The sequence below is a fragment of the Endozoicomonas sp. SESOKO4 genome (assembly GCF_024606275.1).
Genome location: NZ_JAHHPS010000176.1, coordinates 1 through 2,373, shown reverse-complemented (window position 1 = coordinate 2,373; position 2,373 = coordinate 1). Strand labels below are relative to the sequence as shown.

Genomic DNA, 2,373 nt, shown 5'->3' with positions numbered 1-2,373 from the left:
ATGGACGTCATCACTGGTAAAACTCGACCAGATACCGGAGAGGTGCTTTTTAATCAAGGAAGCACAAGGCTGTCCGGGGGCTCTATCGATCTCACCCGGCAAGACGAAGCCGAAGTAGCCAACCTGGGAATTGGCCGAAAGTTTCAGAAGCCTTCTGTCATCGAAAGTCTGACAGTCTGGGAAAACCTGGAACTGGCTCTTAAAGGTCGTCGTTCACCTTTTGAATCCATCTTTAAAGCTCTTTCTAAAGAGGGCTTCAAAAAGATTGAGAAAACCCTCAGCAGAATCCGCCTTCAGGATCGCCGTGACTTCGCGGGGGCATCTCTCTCTCACGGTCAGAAGCAGTGGCTTGAGATAGGCATGTTATTGCTTCAGGACCCCGAGCTTTTGCTGATCGATGAGCCCGCAGCCGGTATGACCGATGAAGAAACCTTCAGAACCGCTGATCTGCTGCGGGAACTGTCAGAAGAGCGAAGCGTTGTGGTAGTCGAACATGACATGGCCTTTATCAAAGCACTTGACTGTAAAGTGATGGTGCTTCATGAAGGCAGTGTACTGGCAGAAGGGTCGCTGGACCATGTTCAGCAGAATCAAAAAGTCATCGACGTCTATCTGGGAAGATAGCCTCAGGCCAGATAGCAGCCCTGAGCTGGAGAATAATATGCTTGAAGTACAGAACATAGATGTTTTTTACGGTGCCAGTCAGGCACTGAAGTCTGTCTCCCTGAAAGTGGACAAAGGTCAGGTCACCAGTATTATGGGTCGTAACGGTGTGGGTAAAACGACATTGATGAATACTGTCGCCGGGCGTGTTTCAGTAATGTCGGGACAGATACTCTGGAAGGGTCAGTCCATCAATAATCTGACTTCACATCAACGAGCCCGACAGGGAATTGCTTATGTACCCCAGGGTCGACAGATTTTCCCGCTGCTCACGGTTCAGGAAAATCTGGAAACAGGATTTGCCTGTCTGCCGCGTTCGGAGCGTAAAGTGGATCGGGAAATTTATGATCTTTTTCCTGTATTGCTGGATATGAAACATCGTCGTGGAGGTGACCTCTCTGGCGGACAACAACAGCAACTGGCTATTGCCCGGGCACTGGTTACCCAACCTGAGTTGTTAATTCTCGATGAGCCAACCGAAGGCATTCAACCTTCCATCATCAAAGATATTCAATCCGTCGTTGGTATGCTCAGGGACAGGGGAGAAATGGCCATTCTGCTGGTAGAACAATACTTTGAATTTGCTCGGGATCTGGCCGATCGATATGCCGTAATGGATCGTGGTGAACTGGTACTGTCTGGGGCAGGCAGTGAGATGAATGAAGAAGAAGTCAGGCAATTGATGACCGTTTAAAACGGCGCGGATGAATACAGCCAGACATTCTGCCTGTATCCATCTGTTCTGCGATCATAATCAGTTCATCAACTGATCAAAACGCTCCACCAGCGAAAGCAGTTGAGTAGCTTCTATTTTCTCAACCATCAGGGCTTCTTCAGCATAAGGCTTGATGTTTGCACCTTTTGGCAGGTCAGCCCCCTGATCAAGAATGGCATGGACCCGGGGAATAAAAAGCCATTGCAGCCACTGAGTAAATTCCATGGCATCCATGCAGAAAGGTGTTGTACTGGCCAGCGCCTGAGCCGAAGGTGGCATAGCCTGCCAGCACTCCAGTCTTTTTAACTCTGCTTCCAGAGCTATCAATAACTCTCTAACTTCTGTGCTCATTGACTGTCTTTTACCCTGAAAACCCAAAACGTATTTTACTATGAAAATAGCCTGATATCCTCCTCACTCTGAAGAGGTGTCGCAAAGGCCTTCTAAAGACACGAATTTTTGTGCTGATTCGATAAGTCTGTTGAAGTTAAGGCAGATACTAAAACGTTTCTTCCTGCAGAATACTAAATTCACCTGATAAAGCGATAGACATCACAGCATTGGTTGCTTCCATGGGTAAGTGGTAAGAGTTATTAGATACTCTCATTAGTCCTGATATTGGTGTAGTCATCATTTCAGACTCAGATTGTTGATGTAAATGATGATAAAGAATAATGCTTTGTATTGATTCACGATTGACTCTGCCAGATCTTATTGGTATGTGTACATATCTCGCCGGGTCATTTCCAATACCAGACCCTTTTTCTAAAAAATTCTGATGCTGTATAAAGTATTGGTCACGATCATTTCTTATGATAAACATGCGGCAGCCTTGGCACAATTCGCTTGTATGCTGAACTTCAGCCATATATTCAATGACTCCTATTCCCGTTATTTTTAATCTTACTTCCTTTTCATCACTACTCTTAACTAAAAAATCACTAGGTGTTATTTTTTTTATTTCTGGATGGGCCATACAACAGTAAAGTATCGTA

4 protein-coding genes are annotated in these 2,373 nt (G+C 45.6%); 2 read left to right on the top strand and 2 right to left on the bottom strand.

Annotated features, from left to right (window positions below; all coding sequences use genetic code 11):
- Both KDK16_RS03290 and urtE read left to right on the top strand, forming a co-directional pair.
- Positions 1-624 (top strand): ATP-binding cassette domain-containing protein (locus KDK16_RS03290; RefSeq protein WP_257274664.1); only part of this gene is annotated, 624 nt, incomplete at its 5' end.
- 37 nt (positions 625-661) lie between these two features.
- Positions 662-1,357, top strand: a complete 696-nt coding sequence (urtE, locus tag KDK16_RS03285; protein WP_257274666.1) for an urea ABC transporter ATP-binding subunit UrtE — start codon at positions 662-664, stop codon at positions 1,355-1,357.
- A gap of 60 nt (positions 1,358-1,417) precedes the next feature.
- Here the strand turns inward: urtE and KDK16_RS03280 are convergent, their stop codons facing one another.
- Together KDK16_RS03280 and KDK16_RS03275 are read right to left on the bottom strand one after the other, a co-directional pair.
- Positions 1,418-1,729, bottom strand: coding sequence for a YqcC family protein (locus tag KDK16_RS03280; protein ID WP_257253560.1), 312 nt, complete (start codon positions 1,727-1,729; stop codon positions 1,418-1,420).
- 148 nt (positions 1,730-1,877) lie between these two features.
- Positions 1,878-2,373: hypothetical protein (locus tag KDK16_RS03275; protein ID WP_257274661.1), on the bottom strand; the 496-nt coding region annotated here is incomplete at its 5' end.

Bases quoted from the DNA above. Each gene is read 5' to 3' on its own strand.
- urtE (WP_257274666.1), top strand. From the start codon at position 662: ATGCTTGAAGTACAGAACATAGATGTTTTTTACGGTGCCAGTCAGGCA.
- KDK16_RS03280 (WP_257253560.1), bottom strand. From the start codon at position 1,729: ATGAGCACAGAAGTTAGAGAGTTATTGATAGCTCTGGAAGCAGAGTTA.